The organism is Glutamicibacter protophormiae (assembly GCF_016894325.1).
In the GTDB taxonomy this organism is placed as follows: Bacteria; Actinomycetota; Actinomycetes; order Actinomycetales; family Micrococcaceae; genus Glutamicibacter; species Glutamicibacter protophormiae.
Genome location: NZ_CP069806.1, coordinates 2,614,502 through 2,637,738, shown reverse-complemented (window position 1 = coordinate 2,637,738; position 23,237 = coordinate 2,614,502). Strand labels below are relative to the sequence as shown.

Here is a 23,237-nt window from a genome sequence, read left to right as displayed (position 1 = left end):
TCGTACCGCAGCGGTGAACGCCTAGCGGTAGTTGATGAACTGGAGGTCGGCTTCCTCGAAGTCCTTCAGCAGCGCAATGATGCTCTGCAGGTCATCGCGGGACTTGGACGAGACGCGCAGCTCGTCGCCCTGGATGATGGACTTGACGCCCTTCGGCCCCTCGTCGCGGATCAGCTTGTTGATCTTCTTGGCGACATCCTGGGCGATGCCCTCCTTGATGCCCGCTTCGATGCGGTATTCCTTGCCCGAGGCGAAAGGCTCGCCTGCGTCCAGGGACTTCAGCGAGATGTTGCGCTTGACCAGCTTGGACTGGAAGACGTCCAGAACGGCCTTCACGCGCTCTTCCGACGAGGCCTTCATGAGGATCTTCTCGCCACTGAAATCGATCTCGGCGCCTACGCCCTTGAAGTCGTAGCGCTGCTGGATTTCCTTCTGGGCCTGGTGCAGCGCGTTGGCTACTTCCTGGCTGTCCACCTTGCTGACAACGTCAAAACTGGAATCGCTAGCCATGTGAATACTCCTAGATGTAACGGTTCAGATTCGAGTCCAAGACTACCGGTTTTAGACCCCGAAAACCGGCTGTGATCAGGGTTACAGCAAAAAGGCCCCTCTCGATTTCACATCATCGAAAATCTCCTGTAGAGTTATTTCTCGTTCCGACAAGAACAAATGTTCTCAAACGGAGCGGCTCGGCAGATTACCCGAGTGGCCAAAGGGGGCTGACTGTAAATCAGCTGGCAACGCCTTCACTGGTTCGAATCCAGTATCTGCCACAAATAACTCCCAGATCGAAAGATCTGGGAGTTTTTTGATTAACCCGAAGTTATTCCCGAAATGACCAAGGCTCGTTAAATCTCCCATTTCTGGGTATTCACCGTGTGCGTCCGCTACCGTGTAAGCATGGCAACTAAAAATGTGAGCGAAAACGAATTCGCGCAGCTGATCGAAGAGAACGACATTGTCCTCGTGGATTTCTGGGCTGCGTGGTGCGGTCCTTGCCGCCAGTTCGCCCCAGTGTACGAGCAGACTTCGGAGAAGTTCACCGACGTCGTCTTCGCGAAGGTCGACACCGAGGCGGAGCAGGGCCTGGCCCGCGCCGCCAACGTCACCTCCATCCCGACCATCATGGCCTTCCGTGAAAAGGTCCTCGTGTTCTCGCAGGCCGGCGCCCTGAACGCCAGCCAGCTCGAAGACCTGGTCACTGCGGTCAAGGGCATCGACATGGGCGAGGTCCACGCGCAGATCGCCCAGGAAGCCGCACAGGCGGAGTCCTAAATCCCTACGCTTCGGGTTCTAGCGCTCCCGGTGATCCAGCGGCGCATAGCGGGGCCCGAAGCTTTGCTTCCGTTCGCCCGAAAGCTGCAGCAGGCGAACCACCCGCTGGCGATGCGGAGCGAACGGAGCAAGAAGTTCCAGCATTCCGGCGTCATCCACGCGCCTGCCGGTGAGCGCCTGGCCCACGAACGCCGCCAAGTGGAAATCTCCCACGGACACTAAATCCGCCGAGCCATGCGAACGCTGCAACGTCTCGGCCACGGTCCAGGGGCCAATGCCCGGCAGCGAGAGCAGCGCGGCCTCCAAGGTTCCGGGTTTTCTCGCGGACGGCTTCGCCTCCTCGATTGGACGTCCGGCCCACCACTGAAGGCTTCCGGCCGCCGCCGCCACCTGGCGCAGCGCCGAAGCCCGCTGCTGGTCCACCCTCGCTGCCTGCCAATCCCACCGGTTCATCGTCGCGATCTGCTCGGCCCCGGGGGCAATACGCAGGCCTTCGGGCACCGGACCGGGTGCCGGCCGCCCCTTGTGGCGGATCAGCCACCGCCACGCGAAGTTCGCCTCGATCCCGGTGACGCGCTGCTCCAGCACTGCGCCCAGCAGATGCTCGAAAATCCGGTTGGTCCGCGGCAAGACGACATCCCGGTGCAGGGAACGGGTATGCCGCACGATCTGTGGCAGCAGCCCGTTGAATTCCGGGGCGTCGAAAGCGCTCCAGTCGTCACTGGCGCCCAGCAGATCCGGGGCGAACTCCACCGCCCACCGGGCTCCGGGTCCCCACGCCTGGAATGTTGCAGGCGAGTTAAGCGTGGATTTGAGAATTCGCAGCGAGGCATCCCCGTCGGGAGTTGCGAACACCAGCCAGGCTTCGGAGCCGGACAAGCGAATCGTTGGATCACCCAGCCCTCGGCGCAGAATCCCCAATGACTTGCCCAGAGACACCGGGCGCTGGGGATCGAAGATCCCTGTCGCGGCATTCTGATCCAACTGCATCGGCGGCAGAATCCTCTCTTTTCGCTGGGCGCAGGCGTCTCATTCTGTTAGCACCGCGAAGGTGCTCCGGGAACTGCGTGACGTAAGACTACGGGCGGGAACGACAAGTGTGACACCCGCCGGTAAAGTTCTTGACATGAAGTATGCGCCTACCGTTCTGGACCTGATCGGCAACACGCCGCTCGTGAAACTCAACCGCGTGACTGAAGGCATCAAGGCCACGGTACTCGTGAAGCTCGAATACTTGAACCCGGGCGGTTCCATCAAGGACCGCATCGCGCTGAAGATGATCGAGCGTGCAGAGCAGAGCGGCGAGCTGAAACCGGGGGGCACCATCGTGGAGCCCACCAGCGGCAACACCGGCGTCGGCCTGGCCATGGTGGGCCAGCTCAAGGGATACCGCACCGTCTTCGTCACCCCGGACAAGGTCGGCGAGGAAAAACGCGACGTGTTGCGCGCCTACGGAGCCGAGGTCGTGGTGACCCCCACCGCGGTCGCCCCGGATTCGCCCGAGTCGTACTACGGGGTTTCGGACCGTTTGGTCACCGAGATCGACGGCGCCTACAAACCCGACCAGTTCTCCAACCCCGGGGCGCCGGACAGCCACTTTGAAACCACGGGCCCGGAAATCTGGACCGACACCGACGGCAAACTGACCCATGTGGTGATCAGCGCCGGCACCGGCGGCACCATCACCGGCACCGGCCGCTACCTCAAGCAGATCTCCGCCGACCGCGCCTCCGGCCCGGTGAAGGTCATCGCCGCGGACCCGGACGGCTCGGTCTACTCCGGCGGCACCGGCCGCCCCTACTTCGTCGAGGGCGTGGGAGAAGACATGTGGCCGGGGAACTACGACCCTGCCGTGCCCGACGAGGTCCAGGCCGTCACCGATGCCGAGGCCTTCGCCATGACCCGCCGGCTGGCCAAGGAAGAGGGACTGCTGCTGGGCGGCTCCTCGGGCATGGCCGTTGCAGCGGCCCTGCGCATCGCCAAGGACCTGGACGAGGACGACGTCATCGTCGTCATCGCCCCGGACGGGGGCCGCGGCTACCTGACCAAGATCTACAACGAATCGTGGATGCTGACCCAGGGCTTCACCGGCGACGGCGACGCCGAGCTGCGTCGCGTGGCCACCGCGCTGGCGGCCGACCCGGTGATGACCATTCCGCTGGACACCACGCTGGCCCGGGCCGCGGCATCGCTGCGCGAATCCGGAGCGGACGCGCTGGTTGCCGCCACGGCGCAGTTGCCGGCCCGCATCGGCGAGGTTCGCGGGGTCGTCGGCGCCGCGCAGCTCACCGAGGCGTTGCTGGCCGGTGCCGCGCCGGAGAGCACCCTGGCCGACCTGGACTCGCTGCCCGTCCCGCTGCTGGGAGTGGGGGAGAGCCTGGAACGCGCCCACCAGCTGCTGGCGGATCACCCCGCTGTGCTGCTGGCCGACAACGGCGAAGTCGTCGCCGCCCTGACCGCATCAGACCTGCTGGCCTACGTCACCCGCTAGAGATTTCGCAAAGGACACACATTCAATGACCCACAATGCCCAGGGATCCAACACCCGCTTCGTCCACGCCGGCCAGGCCTTTGAACCGGTCACCGGCGCCGTGGTGCCTCCGCTGCACTTCTCCTCGACCTATGCGCAGGAAGCCATCGGACAGCTGCGCAGCGGCTACGAATACGGCCGCGGCGGCAATCCGACCCGCGACGCGCTGCAGGAGCAGCTGGCCTCCGCCGAGCACGGCACCCACGCCTTCTCCTTCGGCTCCGGCCTGGCCGCCGAGGATTCGCTGATCCGCGCGATCCTGCGCCCGGGGGACCACATCGTGCTGGGCAACGACGCCTACGGCGGCACCTTCCGCCTGATCGACCGCGTGCTGGGCGCCTGGGGCATCGGCAACACCCCGGTGGACATGGGCGACGAGGCGGCGCTGACCGCAGCGATCGAAAAGAACAAGGCGAAGCTGGTGTGGGTCGAGACCCCGTCGAACCCGATGATGAAGATCACCGACATCGCCAAGGCCGCGCGGATCGCCCACGCAGCCGGAGCGCTGCTGGTCGTGGACAACACGTTCGCCAGTCCCTTCCTGCAGCAGCCGCTGGCGCTGGGCGCGGACATCGTGGTGCACTCGACCACCAAGTACATCGGCGGCCACTCCGACGTGGTCGGCGGGGCGGTCATCGTCAAGGACGCCGAATTGGCGGAGAAGATCGGGTTCATCCAGTTTGCCGTGGGCGCGGTCTCCGGCCCGATGGACGCGTTTCTGACCACCCGCGGCCTGAAGACCCTGGGCGTGCGCATGCGCACCCACTCGGAAAACGCGGCGCAGGTGGCCGCCTGGTTGGGCGAGCGCAAGGAAGTGGAGCGGGTGCTGTACCCGGGCCTGGAAAACCACCCGGGCCACGAGATCGCCAAGACCCAGATGAGCGGCTTCGGCGGCATGGTCTCCGTGCAGTTCGCCGGCGGCGAGGCGGCGGCCCGCACCGTCGCGGAAAGCACCAGGCTGTTCACCCTGGCCGAGTCGCTGGGCGGCATCGAATCGCTGATGAACTACCCCTCGGAGATGACCCACGCGTCGGTCAAGGGCACCGAGCTGGCCGTGCCGGTGAATCTGCTGCGCCTCTCGGTGGGCATCGAGGACGCTGCGGACCTCATTGACGACCTGGACCGGGCCTTCTCCGCGCTGTAGGAGGCAAGGACACCCGATGCCGGAGGAATAGGCAACGGACGGAAATGAAAAATGCGCGCTGACCCGTCACCGGGTTCAGCGCGCATTTGCCGTCCTGCCCGCGAACCTGCAGGTCCGGGTGCTGGGCGGCGCGGGAGTTGTCAGCGCGGGGGCAGCGGGCGGCGTTTGCGCGGCTTGGGGGAGACCACCTTGAAGTAGCGGTTGCTGGCCGGCGCCCACATCAGCGCGACGCTGAACAGCACGATGGCCGCCAGGATTGAATACCGTCCCATGCGCAGCACCATGGGCAGGGCCGCGATCAGCCCGACCCAAGTCAGCTGGGCCCGCGCCGAACGCTGGCCGAGGAACAGCCGGTACGCCAGAATGCCGAACGCGGCCCCGGCGGCCAGCAGCAGCACGACCAGGGCCATCGCGCCGAGGTCGAAGGAACCGCGTTGGGTTTGTTCGTAAACCAGGAATGCGCCGAAGCCCAGGAAGAGCACTCCGGCCAGCACCCAGAGCAGCTGCGAGATGAGCAGCCCGCCGGGCACGGGCTCGTCCGGACGCCTTGGAAAATCACGAATATTCACGGTTCCAACCCTACTGGTTTAGCTGCGGTGCCCGATCTCACACACCCCTGACGCTGACAAACAGGCTCCGGATTCGTTAGCATTAGGTGTTCGCGAACATCAGGGTATCCCTTGCATCTGGCCCAATTTTTGAGGTTAGAGCCTTCTCGTGTTGTATCTCCGCAAAGTGTGTGCGGGTCTTTATGTCATAGGGGAGCGCTTGATGAGCGTGACTTGTTTTCTGACTGTGCAGCCTGGCGTCGTTTCTTATGGGGACGGCTAGGCCTTTCCCCTAACGATTGAGGTAATTCTTCTTGTCTTCTGACATGCCCGTAAACACTGCCGACGCCCAGACCACCGAGGAACCAACGGTTACCTTCAGCGAACTTGGTCTTGATGCCCGCGTGCTTGCAGCACTGGCCGACCTGGGCTACGAAAAGCCGTCGCCGATCCAGGCCGCCACCATCCCACTGCTGATCGAGGGCCGCGACGTTGTCGGCCTGGCCCAGACCGGTACCGGCAAGACCGCCGCGTTCGCACTGCCTGCCCTGTCCCGCATGGCAGAGCTGGCCGACCTGAACGGTCCGGCCCGCACCCCGCAGATCCTGGTGCTGGCACCGACCCGCGAGCTTGCGCTGCAGGTTGCCGAGGCTTTCACCTCCTACGCCAAGTACCTTCCTGATTTCACCGTGCTGCCTGTCTACGGCGGCTCGCCATACGGCCCTCAGCTGGCCGGCCTGCGCCGCGGCGCACAGGTTGTCGTTGGCACCCCGGGTCGCGTGATCGACCACATCAACAAGGGTTCCCTGGACCTGTCCAACCTGCAGTACATGGTGCTGGACGAGGCCGACGAAATGCTGCGCATGGGCTTCGCCGAAGAGGTCGACAAGATCTTGGAAGCCACCCCGGCGGACAAGCAGGTTGCCCTGTTCTCGGCCACCATGCCGCGCACGATCCGCCGCATCGCTTCCGAGTACCTGCGCAACCCGCAGGAAGTCGCCGTGAAGTCCAAGCAGACCACCGGCGCCAACATCACCCAGCGCTACCTGCAGGTGATGGGCGCACACAAGCTGGACGCCATGACCCGCATCCTCGAATCCGAGCCATTTGACGGCGTCATCGCCTTCGTGCGCACCAAGATGGCCACCGAGGACCTCGCCGACAAGCTGAAGGCCCGCGGCTTCACCGCTGCAGCCATCAACGGCGACATCCCGCAGCAGCAGCGTGAGCGCACGGTCGAGAACCTGCGCTCGGGCAAGATCGACATCCTGGTCGCCACCGACGTCGCCGCTCGCGGTCTGGACGTCGAGCGCATCTCGCACGTCGTGAACTTCGACATCCCGCACGACACCGAGTCCTACGTGCACCGCATTGGCCGTACCGGCCGTGCAGGCCGCACGGGCGACGCGATCCTCTTCATGACCCCGCGTGAGAAGTACCTGCTGCGCGCCATCGAGAAGGCCACCCGCCAGTCGGTGACCCAGATGCAGCTTCCTTCCCTGGATTCGGTGAACAACCGCCGCATCCAGAAGTTCACCGACCGCATCGATGCCACCATCACCGGTCAGGACCTGGGCACCTTCCGCGAAATCGTGGAGCAGTTCGCCTCCCAGCACGAGGACCTGGACCACCTGGAAATCGCTGCAGCTCTGGCCCTCATGGCCCAGGGCGGTCGTCCGCTGCTGATGACCGAGCCGGTTATCCCTCCTGCCAAGAAGGCCCGTCTTGAGCGCGACCGTGCAGACCGCGGCGACCGTGGCGATCGCGGAGAGCGCGGCCCCCGCCGCGGCAAGACCGCTGCCGAAGGCAACGCCATGTACCGTCTGGCTGTCGGCCGCCGCAACCGCGTGCAGCCGGGCTCCATCGTTGGCGCACTGGCCAACGAGGGCGGCTTCAACTCCTCGGAAATCGGCGGCATCGAGATCCGTTCGGACCACACCCTGGTCGAGCTGCCAGCCGAGCTGAGCAAGGACCAGTGGCGTGCGCTGTCCAACACCCGCATCGGCGGAGAGCCGATCAACCTGGAGCTTGACTCCGGCCGCAAGCAGCACGGCGACGACGATTCGGATCGTGGCGGCTACCGCGGCGGACGAGGCGGCGGCTTCAACGACCGCAAGCGCTCGGGCGGCTTCCGTGGCGATGACCGCCGCGGTGGCGGAGAAAAGCGCTTCGGCGGACGCAGCAAGGATCGCTTCAGCGATTCGGCTCGTCGCCGCGACTACTAAGCCTCCAGCGGCTTAGCCAGCGTGAACTGGGAACCCCCGGAAAGGACCACTTGGTCCTTTCCGGGGGTTCTCGTTTTCCCTGCACCTGCGTGGCAACGGTGTCCAAAGAACCCGGCGGTGCACGACAGCGGACAGCAGGCGCGCACTGACGGGGAATGCCGCCCTTCTGCGGCTGCACAGCGCTTGATCTGCAGGCCAAGGACGGGCGGGGTCGGGATTGTGCCGTCTTGGGCGCTGCGAAGGCCTCTCACGGGCTCTGGCGGGTGGGAGCTCGGCCCACAGTCCTGCTCGGGTCTGCGGGCAAGCACGCATGTACGGGGGACATCGGAATGCTCCCGGCGGCAGCCTCTGCTCGCCGGGTCCGCCGGCCGATGCCTGGGACGCCTCCGGGGAACAGCCTGTGGGGAAGAAGGATGCCTGCCGGATGGAGAGCAGAGGCAAGTGGGCGGTTGGAATGCGGTCCAAGGGCTGTAAAACCGATGGCTCGTGGCATGGAGCGGCTAGGGATTACAGGACCTTGATTGTTCCCGGGCGAGGCCTGAAAAACGGCAAAGAATCCCGCAAGCAATGGAGCAGGAAATGGCGCAGGGAAACGAAAAGAGAGGCAATCTGAATTCAGATTGCCTCTCCTATTTCGAGCCCCCTGCCGGAATCGATCCGGCGACCTCGTTCTTACCAAGAACGCGCTCTACCACTGAGCTAAGGGGGCAACGAGTAATAACTTTACACAGCTTTTGAGTGATTGCAAAATTCTGCAGCAATTTGTAGCTGAGGTCACATCGCTCCTACTCAGGTCGACAATGACAGCGGTAGTCGCATGGGGGATCGGGGGTGGCGGGATCCGTGGCGCCAGAATTCTTGACGGCGTGGGAATCGCCCGGAGAAGCGGAATTGCCGGGGTCGCGTCCGCATGCGTGGCGCCTGGGTGAATCGCGGTGAATTGTGAATGGGTGCCCGCAAATATCTTCGATAGCTCGGGCATTAGCCAGCGGATCGGGCCGTCATTTAATGACTGGGCGCCAATGGCTTGTCAATTCCTGGACCCCGAAACGTCAGTGAGCATCGTCACTGTGAGTGTTTTTGTCCCGGGCATCGTTTACTGATGCCCCTCGGCAAACATAAAACATTATCTGACTTGGGGTTATGTATGATTTTTGCGCGGCATTTCCGGGGGTAGTTGACGATTTTTGTTTCCACGGAAACCCGTGTAGAGTATTTACTCGTTGCCCCCTTAGCTCAGTGGTAGAGCGCGTTCTTGGTAAGAACGAGGTCGCCGGATCGATTCCGGCAGGGGGCTCTGAGTGAGAAGCGATCTTGGCTTCTACTGGAAAGCTTCTCACTTGTGGCGGCGTAGCTCAGCTGGTTAGAGCGCACGACTCATAATCGTGAGGTCCCGGGATCGAGTCCCGGCGCCGCTACAAGAATGGCCCCGGTTCATCCGGGGCTTTTCTCGTTAAGAGGAAAAATCCCGGGTGCATCCTGCCGCAGGCCGGGGAGCGGGATACGCGCGGGCCGGTTTGAGACCGATCCGCGCATACCCGGGTCAGTTGCGTTTCTTCTGGGACTCGGGTTGTTCCGCCGTCGCTCCCTGCTGTGCGATCATCAGCAGTTCCTGCAGCACGGAATCATCGAAACCGCGTTCGTTTTCCGACTCGGTGCTGTTGACGTCGTGACCGTGGACTTCCGTGTGCAGCCTTTGCATTTTCATGTCGAGGCTCTCAGCGACCCGTGCAGCTTCAGCCAGCTCTTCGACGAGATGCTCAGGCACCGCGCCCTCGTACTTGTAGAAGATCTTGTGCTCGAGCGTCGCCCAGAAGTCCTGCGCGATCGTTCTGATCTGGATTTCCACGGTGATGTCTACCGGCCCCTCGGACAGGAAAACAGGGACCTTCACGATGGCATGCAGGCTCTTGTATCCGTTGGGTTTTGGATTCTTGAGGTAGTCCTTGATCTGGATGACTTCCAGATCGCTTTGCGAGGTCAGCGTGTTGAGCACCTTGTAGATGTCTTTCACGAAGCTGCAGGTAATGCGAACGCCGGCGATGTCGCTGATGTTTTCGCGAATAGCCTCGAACGTTGGAGTGATGTGCCGCTGGGCAACCTTTCTCATGATGCTTTCCGGGGACTTGACCCTGGACGTGACATGCTCGATCGGGTTGTACTTGTGCAGGTACAGGAATTCCTCGCGGAGGATCGAGACCTTGGTCAGGATTTCATCGACCGCAAACTGGTGCTCCATCATGAAACGCTGGAACTGGTGATGGAACGTGCGTGCCATGTTCTGGAGTTCAGGGTTGTTCATCGCTGCGGTAGGCAGTGCCACCGGGGACGGGGACGGCCGGTCTGAGCTTTGAGTTGAAATCTCGATCACCTCTGAATAATCACTGTCGCGAAGCCGGGAGCGCGCGCCTGTATGTACCTCCAGCGTAGAACGCGCTCCTAAGAAAATGGCCAGAACCCCTGGAGCGCCGCCCGAAAGTCATCGGTTTACACGGCGGCCGATACGTAGCTGGTAAGAAATCCTGGCCAGGGCCGTGAGAATGGCAACCCCGCTCGGGTCGGCAATGTTCCGCGAGGGCGGCGGCCGTTCTGGTGGGCTACGTTCTCCGAACCGGTTGGCACTGGCCTAGGCTTGAATGCGACTCTTCTCTTGAAAGGCCTCCATGGAATTCCCCAGCGAATCACGACAGCTCTGCCACGGGATTAGTTTTTCCCACTACGAGCCGGCGCCGAGCCTGAGCCTGCGCCGTGGTTCACAGTGGAGCCATGAGTCGCTGTCGGTGAACCGCACCCTGCGCCTGCAGGTCAGCGACCTGAAATTCTGCCTGGGCTATATCACCATGAACCCCGATGGAAGCCGCAACAACTTCCCCTGCCCCAAGAACAAAGCCGTGCGGACCGGAAGCCAGTGCGACCGATGCCGGCGCCTGGACCACTCCAAATTCATGCACCATTTCCATACGACCGGTGAAGCGCCGGCGGGGATGCGCAAGTACCTGGAGCAGCCGCACTTCCTGTACGTGGCAAGCTTCGCCCACGGAGCCACGAAGGTCGGCACCACCTCAACCCAGAGCAAATGGAGCCGTCTTGCCCAGCAGGGGGCCGTAGTCGCCCGCTACATTGCCGGTGCGGCGGACGGTGCGGCCATCCGCGTGCTTGAAGATCTCATCACCGAACACGTGGGACTGGGCCAGCAGGTGCGGCAGAAGTCAAAGGTCAAGGGGCTGACCAGCTGGGAACTGAATTTGGCCAGCCTCGATGAAATCAACGATGCAGCGGCGGCGAAAGCCCGCAGCTTCCTGTCCGCGCAACGCGGCCTGGAGACCTACGGCATCGAGCTTCGGGACGAGCAATGGGAACAGCCCGAGTATGCGCAACGGGTGGTTGAGGCATGGGATGCGCATTCGCTGCATCCGTGGGATCAGGAGATCGCCGACAACCAGTTCAACATCAGGGTGCGCGGAGTTCTCGGGCAAACCATCATGGTCGACAGCGGCCCAGCGACAACCCTGAGGCTTATCGACGCAGCGGAACTCAAAACCCATGAATTGGACGTAGCCGATGAACGCGGGGACTTCCACGAAGAACAATCAGCCTTGTTCTAAGCGATCGAGCCTACGGGGAAGAAAGCGCCACGGCTGCAACTAGTATCCACTGCGGCCCCCGAAGGAACTTTCACAGCAGGGAAGTCCCCGAACCTCTCCCCGGAATCTTCTCTGGGCCGCTGCGTGCGTTGCCTGCCCAACGCCTCGAACATGCGAACGTGCTCGGCCTCGCCGCGAGGCCATTCGTGTTCGAGGAAGCGGGCAGGGTTTTCGACCACTAATACCGGGGACGGCGAGTTCGCTTCGCCCTGCGTGGGCACTGCCATCCGTGGAGCCTAGCGCCGGCCGGCGCGTCAGGGCAACGAACGCAGCGCGAAGAAACGATCCGATGGCATGGGCGCCTCTTGTGCCGACGTCACCTAGACTCGGTGAATAGGTGACGGGAAGAAATTCCAAGTCGTCTGCGGAATGCTGATCCTCAGAAGTTCGTGAACTACTGGTTCTACCGGCAACAGGATCCTGAATTGCAGCTGTCGACGGAGCGCTGCCGCCGGATACTGGGCAGTCCACTCTCGCTGGCCGGCGCCATCACCGCGGAGCACCTAGCTGGTATCCGGATAGATTTTTGAGTTGAAGGAGGAACCATGGAGCAACTCGACAGCACGGAGAACGCCGTCAGCCCGCGGGTGAACCGCTTGTCAATCATCGCCCTCTGCCTTGCCATTGCCGAAATCGCGGCCCTGATCTTCCTCGGCGGCACCGGCCTTGCCGTCTTCGCGGTAGGTGCCGGCCATGTGGCGCTGAACCAGATTAAGGCGAGGAAGGAACAGGGAGCAAAAGCAGCCATCCTGGCCCTGGCCCTCGGTTACGCGGTGGCGATCTTCGGGGTCTTCAGCACCCTGCGAGCGCTGCCATACATCTTCGCCTAATCGTCGCGGGCGTCCGGCCCGCCGATGCGTCCTGCCGACGAGCTTGCCGGATATCCCTGAATGAACCGGCGGTTCCGGGGTGTCAGCAGAAATACCCTCGTACCGTCCGCGGTCCCTCCCGGCCCTGAACTAGACTGGTGGGTATGACCAATACGCCTTGGGAGGCGGCCTCCCAGCACTACAAGAAGATCGTCTTGATCGCGATCGGAACCATCGGTCTGGGCATCGTCCTGACAATCATCGCCTCGGTCAGCCACAACCGGCCATTGGCCTACATGGCCATCGGGCTGCTGGTCATCGGCATGCTCTGCCATGTGGCCGGTCTCGTGGTTCGAGCCAAGGATGTCCGCAACTGGCGAATCGCCAACGGGCTGGCCGTTCCGCGAGCCAAGAAGAACAAGGACAACGGCGGCAAATAGCTCCGTACCCCAACGGTTTTGCGTTCCGCAGGGTCTGTAGCCCCGAGCGGCTGGGCCTTGCGCGGACAGCAATCAATACACAGTCACAAAGTTCAGGAGAACTAATGGGCATCAACCCTGATCTGGTGGGGCGCATCTACCCTGCCGGCGAGTCCTACCAGGTAGGACGAGAGAAGATCCGAGAATTCGCCGCAGCCACCAAGGCCACCTCGCCGGCCCACTACGATGTCGAATCCGCGCGCAAGCTAGGCTTCAGCGACGTGGTGGCCCCGCCGACCTTCGCCATCATCGTCGCCCAGCGCGCCGACGCCCAGCTGATCGCAGACCCTGCCTCGGGGATCGACTTCTCCCGCGTGGTGCACGCCGACCAGCGCTTCACCCACCACCGTCCCATCGTCGCCGGCGACGAGCTGCTGGCCGAGCTGTACGTCGACCAGATCCGCGAAATGGGAGCCGGCGCGATGATCACCACCCGCGCCGAGATCACTACCGTCGGCGGGGAAAAGATCGCCACCACTGTTTCATCGCTACTGGTTCGAGCTGAGGACTAATCATGATCGTTTTCGACACCCTTGAAAAGGGACAGGTTCTCGGCACCCATACCGTCAAGGTCAACCGCGCCGACCTGGTGCGCTACGCCGGTGCTTCCGGGGATTTCAACCCGATCCACTGGAACGAGCGTTTCGCCAAGGAAGTTGAACTGCCCTCGGTGATCGCCCATGGCATGTTCACCATGGGTGCGGTCATCGACCTCGTCTCCACCTGGGTCGGCAACCCGGGCGCGGTCATCGACTACCAGACCCGCTTCACCAAGCCTGTTGTCGTCGAGGATCCCGAGGGGACCAACCCCTCGGACTTCGAAGGAACCACCATCGAGGTCGAGGGCAAGATCGGTGCGCTGGATGCCGAAGCCCGCACCGCACGCGTGGACCTGACAGTCTCCGCCAACGGAACCAAGGTACTGCTCAAGTGCCAGGCCGTGGTGCAGCTCTGAACCAGCAAACCGCCGCCGACGTGCCGGTCGAGGTCAGGCATTGGCGCAACGCGCTGATGGCCGCCTACATGGCCAGCGGCCTGCTGCTGGCCACCTTGGTCTCCAGGCTTCCGGCCCTGCGCGACGAGCTGGGACTGGACCACTCGCAGGTCGGGCTGCTGCTGCTCGGGATGAGCGCAGGATCCTTCCTGTCGGTGTCCCTGGCCGGGCACCTGGTCATGCGTTTCGGGGCCACCAACGTCATGCGCTACGGCGCACTGATTTCAGGCATCGCGCTCATGGGCGTCGGCTCCACTTCGGGGTTGCTGCATTCGAGCATCCTGACCGCGACGGTGCTCTTCTGCCAGGGGCTTGGCGCCGCCTCGTGGAACGTCGCCTCCAACATCCAGGGCGCGGCCATGGAACGCGCGCTGGGACGCAGCATCATGCCGGCCCTGCACGGGTTCTTCTCCGTGGGCACCGTCCTCGGCGCGGGAATCGGGGCTGGTGCCGCAGCGGTCGCGCTGCCGCTGCCGTTGCACTACGGATTCATGGGGATCCTGATCATCGCCATGGTGCTGTACTCGACCCGTTTCTACGGAGAGGATAGGAGCCGGACCTCCAAGGATTCGAAGTCCAAGGGGCATTCGCTGCAGTCCACCTGGAAGGAACCGCAAACGGTCCTGCTGGGTGTGCTGGTGCTGGGCATGGCGCTCGCCGAAGGCGCGGCCGGGGACTGGGTGGCCTTGGCCCTCGCCGACGGCTACGGGACGACCGAGGCCACCGGGGCGCTGGGCTATGCGACCTTCGTGACCGCCATGACGCTGACCCGGCTGCTGGCAGGGGACCTCATCCTGCGCATGGGCCGGGTCTGGATGATCCGCGCCAGCGCCATTGCCGCGTTGGTGGGCCTGCTGATCTTCGCGTTCGGCGGGAACCTGCCGCTGGCCTTCGTCGCACTGGCAGTGTGGGGCATGGGCGTGGCCCTGACCTTCCCGCTGGCCATGAGCGCCGCATCGGATGATCCGGAACACGCTGCAGCCCGCGTGGCAGTGGTATCCACCATCGGCTACGCGGCGTTCCTGGGTGGCCCGCCGCTGCTGGGCCTGCTGGCAGGGTTTATCGGTCTGCTGCCGGCCCTCGGTTGCATCTCGATCCTGGTTGTCGTGGCATTCCTGCTGGCCAAGAATGCCGCAGGCTATCCGCGCGAGCCCGAGACGGCCGGCTAGATCCGCCAGGATCACTGAAACTCCAGAGACAAATCGAAAGTTAGTAGTCCAATGCTGAAGAACATGACCACCACGGCCGTCGGCGGCGAGGCCGCCCGCACCGTGACCGCTTCCACCGAAGCCGAGCTGATTGCGGCGATCACCGCCGCGGACAACGCCGGCGAGGACATCCTGTTCATCGGCGGCGGCTCGAACCTGGTCATCTCGGACGAGGGATACCCGGGCACCGTCATCCGTATCGCCACGCGCGGCCTGGTTGCCGAGGAACAAGGCGGCGGGCTGGCGCTGTTGCGTGCCGCGGCCGGCGAGAACTGGGACGCGACGGTCGAGTACTCGCTGGCCGAAGGCCTGAGCGGCCTCGAAGCCCTCTCCGGGATCCCCGGCTGTGCAGGGGCCACCCCGGTGCAGAACGTCGGAGCCTATGGAGCGGACGTCTCCCAGACCCTGGTCTGGGCCCGTGTCTGGGACCGCAGCACGCAGGAGATCCTGCAGCTGTCGAAGGAGGATCTGGCGTTCGCCTACCGGGATTCGCTGATAAAGCGCACCAGCACCCACGGCTCTCCCCGCTATGTGGTGCTGGAAGCCGCGTTCCTGCTTCAGCAAAGCAACGAGTCGGCGCCGATCCGCTATGCGGAGCTGGCCCGCCGGCTGGGCGTCGAGGCCGGCCAGAACGCCGATGCGGCGCTGGTCCGGCAGACGGTTCTGGAGCTGCGCCGGTCCAAGGGCATGGTCTACGACCCGCAGGACCCGGACTCGCATTCAACCGGCTCCTTCTTCACCAACCCGATTGTCGAGGCGGAAACGCTGGCACGGCTGCCGCAGAACGCCCCGAACTACCCGGTAGAGCAGGCCGGCATGGTCAAGCTGTCGGCCGCCTGGCTGATCGACCAGGCGGGTTTCGGCAAGGGCTACGGCCTGGAGGGGACCGACGGGTTCCACCTTGCCGGGGGACGGGCTTCGCTGTCCACCAAGCACACCTTGGCCATCACGAACCGGGGCACCGCCACCGCGGCGGACATCCTGGCCATCGCCCGCGCAGTGCGCGCCGGGGTTGCCGAGCGCTTCGGCATCACGCTGGTCAATGAGCCGCTGCTGATCGGTATCAGCCTGTGACGGACCGGCTAGGCCTGCGCAAACTCGTCGAGGCGGATATCGACCTGCTTGAACAGCAATTCCAGTCTGCGGCCGGGGCAGGGGCGGAGCAATGGTTCGGCTTTTGGAACACCGCCGGGCTACGCCAGCGGCTGGCCCTAGACCAGTTCATCGGTCAGCAGGATGGCGCCTTGGCCATAGTGCTGGGGGAACAGACGGTGGGCAAGGTGGACTGGTTTACCTCGACCAGCTGGGGCCGCGCCAATACTTCGGCCTGCTGGGAGATCGCCATCGGCGTGTTCGATAGCGACCGCGGCGCCGGCATCGGGACCAAGGCGCAGGCGCTGCTCGTGAATTACCTGTTCACGCACTACCCTCGCCACCGGATCCAAGCCACGACTGCCGTGGAAAACACGGCCGAGCAGCGGTGCCTGGAAACGCTGGGTTTTGTGCTGGAGGGAAGAATCCGTCAGTCACAGTGGCGGAATGGCGCCTGGCACGACCAGCTGCTCTACTCGGTGCTGCGCGAAGAATGGGAAAAGCGCGCCACTAGCTAGCCGCGAGAGAAAAATCGCCGGGTCCAGACAGCATTAGCTGTTTGGACCCGGCGATTTTCAGTTTTCAGGGTTTTGCTACAGGCGGCCCTGCGCGATGGCCAGCATGCGGCGCAGCGGCTCCGCAGCGCCCCAGAGCAGCTGGTCGCCCACGGTGAAGGCGGAAATGTACTCCGGACCCATCTCCAGCTTGCGGATGCGGCCCACCGGGATATCCAGGGTGCCGGAGGCCGCGACCGGAGTCAGCTGCTCCATGGTCGCTTCCTTCTCATTCGGCACGACCTTGGCCCACTCGTTGTCCTCGGCCAGCAGCGACTCGATCTCGGAGACCGGCAGGTCTTCCTTCAACTTCAGGGTCAGCGCCTGCGAGTGCGAGCGCATGGCGCCGATGCGCACGCACAGTCCGTCCATGGCGATGTGGCGGCTGCCGGAGGTCTGCAGGATCTTGTTCGTCTCCGCGCCCGCCTTCCACTCCTCGCGGGACTGGCCGTTGCCCAGGTCCGAATCGATCCACGGGATCAGCGAACCGCCCAGCGGCACGCCGAACTGCGAGGCGTCCAGGCCGCCGCGCTGGGTTTCCAGCACCTTGCGGTCGATGTCCAGGATCGCGCTGGCCGGATCGGCGAGCTCGCCTTCGACCGAGGCGTTGATGTCCCCGAACTGGGTGAGCAGCTCGCGCATGTGGCGGGCGCCGCCGCCCGAGGCCGCCTGGTAGGTCATGGAGGTGCCCCACTCGACCAGGTTGTTCTTGAACAGTCCGCCCAAGCCCATGAGCATGCAGGAGACGGTGCAGTTGCCGCCCACGAAGTCCTTGACGCCGGCGACCAGCGACTGGTCGATGACATTGCGGTTGATCGGGTCCAGCACAATCACCGAGTCGTCGTTCATGCGCAGGCTTGATGCGGCATCGATCCACAGGCCGTCCCAGCCGGCCTTGCGCAGCTCGGTATGGACCTTGGTAGTGTAGTCGCCGCCCTGGGCAGTCACGATAATCGGCAGCTTGGCCAGGGTCTGGATGTCAAAGGCATCCTGCAACGGGCCTGCACCCTCGGCGAATGCGGGGGCCTGGCCGCCGGCGTTCGACGTCGAGAAGAAGACCGGGTCGATCTGCGCAAAGTCGCCCTCGTCGAGCATGCGCTGCATGAGCACGGAACCTACCATGCCACGGTAACCTACAAAACCAACAGATGAAGTCATACATCAATGGTAGGGGTGAATTACGTTATTATCCCGGTTCGTTACAGCTCTTAAAGCAGAATCACACCCAAGCCCCAGAAGGGCCGGGTGTGATTCTGCGGCAGCGAAAGTTCTACTTTTCCTCAAGCAGCAGCTTGCGGTTCTTGATGGCCCAGAACGCTGCGAAGATGAAAATCTGGGTCGGCACGAAGAGCAGGACCACACCGAAGATCTTGTGTCCGCCGAGCACCATGAAGAACCCGAGCACCGCGACAACCAGTGCGAGCAGCGGGAAAAGCATGTAACCGAGGATGAACAGGGCGTCCGAATGCTGTTTGAGATCAGCGAGGTATTTTTTCATGGGATGTTACTAGTCCTTTTCGCGGATCCAGGTTTCAAAACGGTACTGAATACCCTCGTGCTTAGAGACATGCCATCTATCCTGATTGTCTACAGGCGCAGGATCGCTTTCGGCTAAGCGAAAGTCGGATCCCAACTGAGGAGCAAATGTATCGCCTTCGCGCTCTAGATCGAACTTGCTGATGCGAGCTTCATCAAGATAGCCGAGCGCCTCAGCGTAAACTTTTCCTCCCCCGATGATCCAGATTTGATCGCTACCGTTGCTTTGACCAGCTAACTCGAGTGCTTCATCTAGCGATGATGCCGGAAATGCTCCCGACTCACGTAGTTGCTCTCTAATCTCTGCATTGGTGCTGAGCACGATATTCGTTCGTCCAGGAAGCGGACGGAATTTGGTTGGAAAAGAATCCCACGTGGTGCGGCCCATGATGACAGGGTGACCGGCAGTGACATTTTTGAAGTAGGCGAGATCTTCGGGGACATGCCATGGCATTGTGCCGAGAGCACCAATGATTCTATTTTTGTCTTCAGCCCAAATGGCGCCGATGAACGGCCTGCGTTCATCCCGGAGGCGCGTTGTGTTGGTCATACGGCGACGGTTCCCTTAATGGTCGGGTGATGCTGGTAGTTGTTGATGACAAAATCTTCCAGCGAGTAGTCAAAGATAGAACTTGGCTTCGACGCAAAGTCCAGCGTCGGGTAAGGATATGGCTCGCGGGAAAGTTGCTCTCGAACCTGCTCCAAGTGGTTGGTGTAGATGTGCACGTCCCCGCCGGTCCAGATGAATTCACCCGGCTCTAGATCAAGCTGGTGCGACAACATTCTGGTCAACAACGCGTAAGAAGCGATATTGAACGGCACTCCGAGGAACATGTCGGCGCTGCGCTGATATAGCTGGCATGAAAGCTTGCCGTCGGCCACATAGAACTGGAAGAACACATGGCACGGGGGTAGAGCCATATTTTCGATTTCGGCAACGTTCCATGCCGAGACTATGTGACGTCGTGAGTCAGGGTTATTGTGCAGTGACTCAACTACTTGTGAAATCTGGTCGATGTGGCCACCATCGGGAGCGGGCCAAGAACGCCACTGGACGCCGTATACAGGACCAAGTTCACCGTTTTCGTCCGCCCATTCGTTCCAGATGCGAACCCCTTGGTCCTGGAGCCACTTTACGTTCGATTCACCACGTAAGAACCAGAGTAGTTCCAATGCAACTGATTTGAAGTGAATCCGTTTAGTGGTGATCAGTGGAAATGAATTAGCCAAGTCAAAGCGCATCTGGCGACCAAATACAGACAAAGTTCCGGTGCCAGTACGGTCTTCCTTAGGCGTTCCATTCTCCCGGACATCACGGAGCAGATCTTCGAAGGGCGTAGGGATAGTCACCATAGCAGTGTAGTGCAATTCGATGGTCGAGTGCTCCGCATCCGTCCAATTAGGCAAAGATGTGTGCCTCACAGTCTCAGCTGGACCTGAATCAGCCCTTGACGACCATGTCCTGGTATTCCGGGTAGCGGCGCAGGTAGTCCTGCACGTAGCTGCACTCGGGAACGATCTTGGCACCCTCGTTGGCCAGCCGGTCGAGCACCAAGGTCACCAGCGCCCGGGCATAGCCGCGGCGTCCGAACTCCTCGTTGACGATGGTGTGCTGGATGGTGACTACATCGTCCTCGCGGTGGTAGCCGATGAAGCCGATGTAGGTCGACCCGTGCCACAGCGAGAAGCGACCGCGGTCTTCGTCATGGTCCAGGCGCAGACCCTGATGCACGATCTTCTCAACCGGTTGTTGGGGCTGATTTGCACTCATGGCTTGGCCTTTCTCTGGGTGACGAGAGTCACTGAGGATTCTTATTAACAGTCATAGTCGTATTTGTACGCAGATGCAACGGAGGGCACCCTCGCGGCGTCATGCACCGGGGATGCCCGTCCGCCGACCGCGCCGCAGCGACGCGGCCGGAGCGGTCAGTCGTGATACGGGGTGTGGATTTCCAGCGAGATGATCCGCGGAGTCGCACCGGGAATCTGGTGCGCCACGATCACTCCTCCGGGATCGAGGTACGGGTCCTTGGCGGGGAGCACTTCTGCGATCTTCGCCGAGGTGCTGTCCTTGAGAACTTTCAGGACCGTGGGAAGCACCGGGCGGTGCGTGCACAGCACCTGGGAGCGGTTCTTGTCCAGGAGCTTCTGGACCGCCTTCGCCGCCCGCTTCGGGTGCCGGTGGGCTGCATGTTCGGTCACCGCCCGCACGGTGCTGAGTTTCAGCTGGTTCACCGTGACGTACGGCGCTACTGTCTGCACGCAGCGCATCCACGGGGAGGAGGCAACATGCCCCGGCCCCCAGGCCTCCAGCAAGCGCGAGACCGCCTGGGCCTGGCGCCGTCCGGTGGCCGCCAGCGGGCGGTCGCCTTCGGCCCGGGTCCACTTGCTGCGCGGCTTGGCCTTGGCATGGCGGACCAGGATGAACGGCTTGGCTTCCAGGTGGCCTTCCTTGTGGGCGGCGATCAGGTCCAACAACGGTGCTGCATCCGAAGGATTACTCAGCATGCCCATGGCCTGCTTGGCGGAGACCCAGCGGACCTCGTCGCATTCCGAACCGTCCGGGATGACCTCCGCCTCGCTGTCCGCGGCGGCGGCCCAGTAGTAGACGACCTTGGTCCGTTGCTTGACCGAGTACGCGGTGGCAGCCAGCGGCAGGCCGAGCGTGATTTGCAGCCCGATCTCCTCGCGGACTTCGCGCACCGCGCATTCGGCAATGGCTTCGCCGTCGTCCAGCTTGCCCTTGGGCCAGGACCAGTCGTCGTACTTCGGCCGGTGGATCACCAGCACGCGCAGCTTCCCGTGCTCCAGCCGCCACGGGATGGCCCCCGCGGCGATGATGTCGAAATGGCCCAGCCGGATTTCCTCGGCATCGGATGAACGATGCAGTTCCAGCACCCGGTCGAGGGCGCGGTGGACATTCGATTCGGTCACTAGCTGTTTCGCCCGCTATTTCGTCGCTGGGCGTGGTCCTGGATCAGCCAGAACTGGACATCGGAGAGCGGGTTGCCGTCCTCGTCCTTGAAATGCCGGTCCCACTTGCCGTCCGAGTGCAGGTGCCAGGAGGAGGTCCCGTCGTCCATGTAGCGTTCCAGCAGGGAGATCATCTCCTCGATGTCCTCCTGCTGCCCCAGGGCGACCAGCGCCTCCACGCGGCGGTCCAGGTTGCGGTGCATCATGTCCGCCGAGCCGATGTACACGATGGGGTCCCCGGCATTGGCGAAGGTGAAGACGCGGCTGTGCTCCAGGAAGCGGCCGAGGATCGAGCGGACCCGGATGTTTTCGCTCAGCCCCGGGACGCCCGGGCGCAGGGCGCAGATGCCGCGCACGATCACGTCGACCTTCACCCCGGCCTGGCTGGCGCGGTAGAGCGCGTCGATGATCGCTTCGTCGACGATCGAATTGACCTTGATGACCACCTTGGCGTCGATCCCGGCCTGGGCGTTGCGCACTTCCTGCTCGATGTGCGCCAGCAGCCCGGTGCGCACCGAGCGCGGGGCGACCAGCAGACGCTTGTAGGTGGAGCGCGGGGCGTAGCCCGAGAGCTGGTTGAACAGCTTCGTGACGTCCTCTCCCACCTCCTCGTTGCAGGTCAGCAACCCGAAGTCCTCGTAGTAGCGGGCGGTGCGCGGGTGGTAGTTGCCGGTGCCGATGTGGCAGTAGCGGCGCAGCTTGTCGCCCTCGCGGCGTACCACCAGCGAGAGCTTGGAGTGGGTCTTCAGGCCCACGATGCCGTACACCACGTGCACGCCGGCCTGCTCCAGCTTGCGCGCCCAGGAGATGTTCGCCTGCTCGTCGAAGCGGGCCTTGATCTCCACTAGCGCCAGCACCTGCTTGCCTGCTTCAGCCGCGTCGATCAGGGCGTCGACGATCGGTGAGTCGCCGGAGGTTCGGTACAGGGTCTGCTTGATGGCCATGACCTTCGGATCCGCCGCGGCCTGTTCCAGGAAGGCCTGGACCGAGGTCGAGAAGGAATCGTACGGGTGGTGCAGCAGGATGTCGCGGCGGCGCACCGCGGCGAACACGTTGGCGGCCTTGGCAGTTTCCGACTCGTTCAGGAACCGCGAGGTATGCCCCATGTGCTTGGGGTAGTGCAGCTCGGTGCGGTCCAGCGAAGCGATGACACCCAGGCCGCGCAGGTCCAGCGGGGCCGGCAGCTTGAAGACCTCGTCCTCATCCACGCCCAACTCGCGGGAGAGCAGGTCCATGATCTGCGGGTTGATGTCGTGAACCACTTCCAGGCGGACCGGTGGGCCGAAGCGGCGGCGCAGCAGCTCCTTTTCCAGGGCCTGCAGCAGGTTTTCGGCGTCGTCTTCCTCGACTTCCAGGTCCTCGTTGCGGGTGACGCGGAAGAAGTGGTGCTCCACGATTTCCATGCCCGGGAACAGCTGTTCCAGGTGCACCGCGATCAAATCCTCCAGCGCGATGAAGCGTGCGGCGCGGTGCGAGGAGTGTGCGGCGCGCGGCCCGTCGATGCTGATCAGGCGGTCGATGGTGTCCGGCACCTTGAGGCGGGCGAACAGCTCCTTGCCGGTCAGCGGGTTGCGCACCACCACAGCCAGGTTCAGCGACAAGCCCGAGATGTAGGGGAACGGGTGGGCGGGATCCACCGCCAGCGGGGTGAGAATCGGGAAGACCTGGGCCACGAACCACTCGGAGAGCATGTTCTGCTCGGAGGCGGACAGCTCCTTCCAGCCGGTGATGCGGATGCCGTGGGCGGCCAGGTCGGGGGAGACGGAATCCGAGTAGACCCTGGCATGGCGGGTCTGCAGCTCGTGGGCCGAATTCAGCAGCAGCTCGAGCTGGTCCACCGGGTTCATGCCGTTGGCGGCCGGCACGGCGAGGCCGGTGACGATGCGGCGCTTCAGGCCAGCGACACGCACCATGAAGAACTCGTCCAGGTTGGAAGCGAAGATCGAAAGGAAATTGACCCGTTCCAGCAGCGGAAGGTCCGCGTCCTCGGCCAGTTCCAGCACGCGCGCATTGAAGTGCAGCCAGCTCAGTTCCCGGTCGAGGAATCTCTCGTTTTCGAAACCCCCTTCCGGATGGAGGTCGGGCAGGAGTTCTGCCGGTTCGATGCGGTCTTCATTGACCTTGGAGGAAGGGACATCCCTCAGCTGTGCCGAGGGCTGTTTAGGGGTGGTTGTCATCTGCTGAACTCACTTCTTCCTGCAGGTGGAGGCCATCTTCACCGTTAGC

23 protein-coding genes and 4 tRNA genes are annotated in these 23,237 nt (G+C 63.1%); 15 read left to right on the top strand and 12 right to left on the bottom strand.

The annotated features are described in order from the left end of the window. Positions 1 to 21: 21 nt before the first annotated feature. Positions 22 to 510: a YajQ family cyclic di-GMP-binding protein gene (locus JQN66_RS12340; protein ID WP_188948968.1), complete on the bottom strand. Its 489-nt coding sequence runs from the start codon at positions 508 to 510 to the stop codon at positions 22 to 24. Positions 511 to 691: 181 nt separating this feature from the next. Here JQN66_RS12340 and JQN66_RS12335 point away from each other — a divergent pair. Next, positions 692 to 773, top strand: a tRNA-Tyr gene (locus JQN66_RS12335). 127 nt (positions 774 to 900) lie between these two features. Then, positions 901 to 1,275, top strand: coding sequence for a thioredoxin (gene trxA, locus JQN66_RS12330; protein ID WP_188948967.1), 375 nt, complete (start codon positions 901 to 903; stop codon positions 1,273 to 1,275). A gap of 18 nt (positions 1,276 to 1,293) precedes the next feature. On the opposite strand, the gene JQN66_RS12325 is transcribed toward trxA, so the two are convergent. Beyond that, the gene (locus JQN66_RS12325) at positions 1,294 to 2,265 is read right to left on the bottom strand and encodes a DNA-3-methyladenine glycosylase family protein (protein WP_204675269.1); all 972 of its coding nucleotides are present in this window, start codon (positions 2,263 to 2,265) and stop codon (positions 1,294 to 1,296) included. A gap of 136 nt (positions 2,266 to 2,401) precedes the next feature. Between JQN66_RS12325 and JQN66_RS12320 the strand changes: the two genes are divergently transcribed. Next, positions 2,402 to 3,766 (top strand): cystathionine beta-synthase, encoded by a 1,365-nt coding sequence (locus JQN66_RS12320; protein WP_204675267.1) that lies wholly within the window; start codon positions 2,402 to 2,404, stop codon positions 3,764 to 3,766. Positions 3,767 to 3,791: 25 nt separating this feature from the next. Next, the gene (locus JQN66_RS12315; protein ID WP_204675265.1) at positions 3,792 to 4,949 is read left to right on the top strand and encodes a cystathionine gamma-synthase; all 1,158 of its coding nucleotides are present in this window, start codon (positions 3,792 to 3,794) and stop codon (positions 4,947 to 4,949) included. A 140-nt stretch (positions 4,950 to 5,089) separates the two neighbouring features. On the opposite strand, the gene JQN66_RS12310 is transcribed toward JQN66_RS12315, so the two are convergent. Continuing rightward, entirely contained in the window at positions 5,090 to 5,518 is a 429-nt protein-coding gene (locus tag JQN66_RS12310; RefSeq protein ID WP_204675263.1) for a hypothetical protein, read from the bottom strand. 305 nt (positions 5,519 to 5,823) lie between these two features. Here JQN66_RS12310 and JQN66_RS12305 point away from each other — a divergent pair, with 305 nt between their 5' ends. Continuing rightward, complete coding sequence (locus JQN66_RS12305) at positions 5,824 to 7,722, top strand: DEAD/DEAH box helicase (RefSeq protein ID WP_204675261.1); 1,899 nt, start codon at positions 5,824 to 5,826, stop codon at positions 7,720 to 7,722. 637 nt (positions 7,723 to 8,359) lie between these two features. On the opposite strand, the gene JQN66_RS12300 is transcribed toward JQN66_RS12305, so the two are convergent. Further along, positions 8,360 to 8,431: transfer RNA gene (locus JQN66_RS12300), tRNA-Thr, on the bottom strand. Between the two features lie 516 nt (positions 8,432 to 8,947). Between JQN66_RS12300 and JQN66_RS12295 the strand changes: the two genes are divergently transcribed. Continuing rightward, positions 8,948 to 9,019, top strand: a tRNA-Thr gene (locus JQN66_RS12295). Between the two features lie 47 nt (positions 9,020 to 9,066). Next, positions 9,067 to 9,140, top strand: a tRNA-Met gene (locus tag JQN66_RS12290). Between the two features lie 125 nt (positions 9,141 to 9,265). On the opposite strand, the gene JQN66_RS12285 is transcribed toward JQN66_RS12290, so the two are convergent. Then, positions 9,266 to 10,000: a GTP pyrophosphokinase gene (locus JQN66_RS12285; RefSeq protein WP_229777391.1), complete on the bottom strand. Its 735-nt coding sequence runs from the start codon at positions 9,998 to 10,000 to the stop codon at positions 9,266 to 9,268. 385 nt (positions 10,001 to 10,385) lie between these two features. Between JQN66_RS12285 and JQN66_RS12280 the strand changes: the two genes are divergently transcribed. From JQN66_RS12280 to JQN66_RS12245, 8 genes are all read left to right on the top strand, one after another. Beyond that, complete coding sequence (locus JQN66_RS12280; protein ID WP_204675259.1) at positions 10,386 to 11,327, top strand: DUF2797 domain-containing protein; 942 nt, start codon at positions 10,386 to 10,388, stop codon at positions 11,325 to 11,327. A 584-nt stretch (positions 11,328 to 11,911) separates the two neighbouring features. After that, on the top strand, positions 11,912 to 12,196 hold the full coding sequence (locus tag JQN66_RS12275) for a hypothetical protein (protein WP_188948960.1): 285 nt from the start codon (positions 11,912 to 11,914) through the stop codon (positions 12,194 to 12,196). 143 nt (positions 12,197 to 12,339) lie between these two features. Then, on the top strand, positions 12,340 to 12,615 hold the full coding sequence (locus JQN66_RS12270) for a hypothetical protein (RefSeq protein WP_204675257.1): 276 nt from the start codon (positions 12,340 to 12,342) through the stop codon (positions 12,613 to 12,615). Between the two features lie 104 nt (positions 12,616 to 12,719). Beyond that, a complete protein-coding gene (locus JQN66_RS12265; protein ID WP_188948958.1) occupies positions 12,720 to 13,166 on the top strand; it encodes an FAS1-like dehydratase domain-containing protein in 447 nt (148 codons plus the stop codon). A gap of 2 nt (positions 13,167 to 13,168) precedes the next feature. Continuing rightward, on the top strand, positions 13,169 to 13,609 hold the full coding sequence (locus JQN66_RS12260; protein ID WP_188948957.1) for a MaoC family dehydratase: 441 nt from the start codon (positions 13,169 to 13,171) through the stop codon (positions 13,607 to 13,609). Beyond that, positions 13,585 to 14,817, top strand: a complete 1,233-nt coding sequence (locus JQN66_RS12255) for an MFS transporter (protein ID WP_239464002.1) — start codon at positions 13,585 to 13,587, stop codon at positions 14,815 to 14,817. The genes JQN66_RS12260 and JQN66_RS12255 overlap by 25 nt, the downstream gene beginning before the upstream one ends. Positions 14,818 to 14,868: 51 nt before the next feature. After that, positions 14,869 to 15,930, top strand: coding sequence for a UDP-N-acetylmuramate dehydrogenase (locus tag JQN66_RS12250; RefSeq protein ID WP_204675255.1), 1,062 nt, complete (start codon positions 14,869 to 14,871; stop codon positions 15,928 to 15,930). Beyond that, positions 15,927 to 16,466 (top strand): GNAT family N-acetyltransferase, encoded by a 540-nt coding sequence (locus JQN66_RS12245; protein ID WP_204675253.1) that lies wholly within the window; start codon positions 15,927 to 15,929, stop codon positions 16,464 to 16,466. The genes JQN66_RS12250 and JQN66_RS12245 overlap by 4 nt, the downstream gene beginning before the upstream one ends. A gap of 75 nt (positions 16,467 to 16,541) precedes the next feature. Here the strand turns inward: JQN66_RS12245 and asd are convergent, their stop codons facing one another. From asd to JQN66_RS12210, 7 genes are all read right to left on the bottom strand, one after another. Further along, on the bottom strand, positions 16,542 to 17,624 hold the full coding sequence (gene asd / locus JQN66_RS12240; RefSeq protein WP_407717568.1) for an aspartate-semialdehyde dehydrogenase: 1,083 nt from the start codon (positions 17,622 to 17,624) through the stop codon (positions 16,542 to 16,544). Positions 17,625 to 17,772: 148 nt separating this feature from the next. Beyond that, positions 17,773 to 18,000: an NF038396 family protein gene (locus tag JQN66_RS12235; protein ID WP_188948954.1), complete on the bottom strand. Its 228-nt coding sequence runs from the start codon at positions 17,998 to 18,000 to the stop codon at positions 17,773 to 17,775. Positions 18,001 to 18,009: 9 nt separating this feature from the next. Next, the gene (locus JQN66_RS12230) at positions 18,010 to 18,588 is read right to left on the bottom strand and encodes a dihydrofolate reductase (protein WP_204675251.1); all 579 of its coding nucleotides are present in this window, start codon (positions 18,586 to 18,588) and stop codon (positions 18,010 to 18,012) included. Continuing rightward, positions 18,585 to 19,388: a thymidylate synthase gene (locus JQN66_RS12225; RefSeq protein ID WP_275439084.1), complete on the bottom strand. Its 804-nt coding sequence runs from the start codon at positions 19,386 to 19,388 to the stop codon at positions 18,585 to 18,587. Before JQN66_RS12225 ends, JQN66_RS12230 begins: the two co-directional genes overlap by 4 nt. A 91-nt stretch (positions 19,389 to 19,479) precedes the next feature. Further along, positions 19,480 to 19,809, bottom strand: a complete 330-nt coding sequence (locus JQN66_RS12220) for a GNAT family N-acetyltransferase (protein WP_188948952.1) — start codon at positions 19,807 to 19,809, stop codon at positions 19,480 to 19,482. Between the two features lie 155 nt (positions 19,810 to 19,964). Beyond that, complete coding sequence (locus JQN66_RS12215) at positions 19,965 to 20,972, bottom strand: NUDIX hydrolase (protein ID WP_239464001.1); 1,008 nt, start codon at positions 20,970 to 20,972, stop codon at positions 19,965 to 19,967. Next, a complete protein-coding gene (locus JQN66_RS12210) occupies positions 20,972 to 23,188 on the bottom strand; it encodes an RNA degradosome polyphosphate kinase (RefSeq protein ID WP_204675249.1) in 2,217 nt (738 codons plus the stop codon). Before JQN66_RS12210 ends, JQN66_RS12215 begins: the two co-directional genes overlap by 1 nt. Positions 23,189 to 23,237 lie beyond the last annotated feature (49 nt).

Bases quoted from the DNA above. Each gene is read 5' to 3' on its own strand.
- JQN66_RS12340 (WP_188948968.1), bottom strand. From the start codon at position 510: ATGGCTAGCGATTCCAGTTTTGACGTTGTCAGCAAGGTGGACAGCCAG.
- trxA (WP_188948967.1), top strand. From the start codon at position 901: ATGGCAACTAAAAATGTGAGCGAAAACGAATTCGCGCAGCTGATCGAA.
- JQN66_RS12325 (WP_204675269.1), bottom strand. From the start codon at position 2,265: ATGCAGTTGGATCAGAATGCCGCGACAGGGATCTTCGATCCCCAGCGC.
- JQN66_RS12320 (WP_204675267.1), top strand. From the start codon at position 2,402: ATGAAGTATGCGCCTACCGTTCTGGACCTGATCGGCAACACGCCGCTC.
- JQN66_RS12315 (WP_204675265.1), top strand. From the start codon at position 3,792: ATGACCCACAATGCCCAGGGATCCAACACCCGCTTCGTCCACGCCGGC.
- JQN66_RS12305 (WP_204675261.1), top strand. From the start codon at position 5,824: ATGCCCGTAAACACTGCCGACGCCCAGACCACCGAGGAACCAACGGTT.
- JQN66_RS12285 (WP_229777391.1), bottom strand. From the start codon at position 10,000: ATGGCACGCACGTTCCATCACCAGTTCCAGCGTTTCATGATGGAGCAC.
- JQN66_RS12280 (WP_204675259.1), top strand. From the start codon at position 10,386: ATGGAATTCCCCAGCGAATCACGACAGCTCTGCCACGGGATTAGTTTT.
- JQN66_RS12275 (WP_188948960.1), top strand. From the start codon at position 11,912: ATGGAGCAACTCGACAGCACGGAGAACGCCGTCAGCCCGCGGGTGAAC.
- JQN66_RS12270 (WP_204675257.1), top strand. From the start codon at position 12,340: ATGACCAATACGCCTTGGGAGGCGGCCTCCCAGCACTACAAGAAGATC.
- JQN66_RS12265 (WP_188948958.1), top strand. From the start codon at position 12,720: ATGGGCATCAACCCTGATCTGGTGGGGCGCATCTACCCTGCCGGCGAG.
- JQN66_RS12260 (WP_188948957.1), top strand. From the start codon at position 13,169: ATGATCGTTTTCGACACCCTTGAAAAGGGACAGGTTCTCGGCACCCAT.
- JQN66_RS12250 (WP_204675255.1), top strand. From the start codon at position 14,869: ATGCTGAAGAACATGACCACCACGGCCGTCGGCGGCGAGGCCGCCCGC.
- asd (WP_407717568.1), bottom strand. From the start codon at position 17,624: ATGGTAGGTTCCGTGCTCATGCAGCGCATGCTCGACGAGGGCGACTTT.
- JQN66_RS12235 (WP_188948954.1), bottom strand. From the start codon at position 18,000: ATGAAAAAATACCTCGCTGATCTCAAACAGCATTCGGACGCCCTGTTC.
- JQN66_RS12230 (WP_204675251.1), bottom strand. From the start codon at position 18,588: ATGACCAACACAACGCGCCTCCGGGATGAACGCAGGCCGTTCATCGGC.
- JQN66_RS12220 (WP_188948952.1), bottom strand. From the start codon at position 19,809: ATGAGTGCAAATCAGCCCCAACAACCGGTTGAGAAGATCGTGCATCAG.
- JQN66_RS12210 (WP_204675249.1), bottom strand. From the start codon at position 23,188: ATGACAACCACCCCTAAACAGCCCTCGGCACAGCTGAGGGATGTCCCT.